This window comes from Shewanella sp. SG41-4 (assembly GCF_014164505.1).
Lineage (GTDB): Bacteria > Pseudomonadota > Gammaproteobacteria > Enterobacterales > Shewanellaceae > Shewanella.
Genome location: NZ_JACJFI010000706.1, coordinates 1 through 947 on the forward strand (window position 1 = coordinate 1; position 947 = coordinate 947).

A 947-nucleotide genomic window follows, 5' to 3' on the forward strand; every position below is an offset into this window, starting at 1 on the left:
TTCTTAATATAGTGCTTGAAGATGGAGTCAAATTATTAGAGTAAGAAGGTAGTTATTATATGGATAAGAAGTCATAAATCATTGATATAGAAATACCGGTATCCTCACTAGTTACATTGAGTGATTAAGTTTACAAGCTATTGTCCGTACCTAACAAATAAGAATAGAGACACCTAAAATGACCAGTAATTTGATAGACTCTCAACTAAGTTATAGCTGTTATAAATACGATGAAGAGGGATATGTCGTTCACATGCTGACATCTTCAGAGCGTACATTTTTCACCAATGCTTATATTGTAGAAACAAAGAATGCAGTGGTTGTTGTCGATACAATGATGATAAATTCAGACGCTCTAGGCTTAAAACAGTATATTGAAGAAATTGGCAAAACACTTCTTGCTATCATTATTACTCATGGTCACCCGGATCACTACAATGGTTGTAATGTTTTAATTTCAACTTTTGGTGAAATACCTATCATCAGTACAAAGGGAGTAAGGGAATGTATTGAAAATACGGTGGACTCGAAGGAAGTAAAATGGAAGCCATATTTTGGCAAAGAGTGGCCAGAAACTCGATGGCTCCCTAATCAAATAGTTAGTGATAGAGATGAATTATTTTTTGACGGTTTAGAGTACAAGTTTAGAGATCTCGGAGCTGCTGAGTCCCAAAGCGACTTGTATTTTACGATCGGGGTAAATCGGCCAGTTATTTTCTTAGGTGACGTTGTTTTTAATTCAATGCTCGGATTTACTAACGATGGAAATAGTAGATTGTGGTTACAAGTATTAGATCAGTTGTTAATCGAAGTCGGCGATGTTAAACGGTTGTTTACCTGTCATGGAATGCCGGGGAAATCATTTGATCATATTAAAGCACAAATTGAGTATCTATCAAACTACAGAGACATACTTTCTTCCATGTTACTTGAAAAGAAAGGAGTAG

1 protein-coding gene is annotated in these 947 nt (G+C 35.5%); it reads left to right on the forward strand.

Going from position 1 to position 947, the window contains the following annotated elements:
• Positions 1–253: 253 nt before the first annotated feature.
• On the forward strand, positions 254–947 hold a 694-nt coding region (locus tag H5202_RS23410), incomplete at its 3' end, for an MBL fold metallo-hydrolase (protein WP_182774106.1).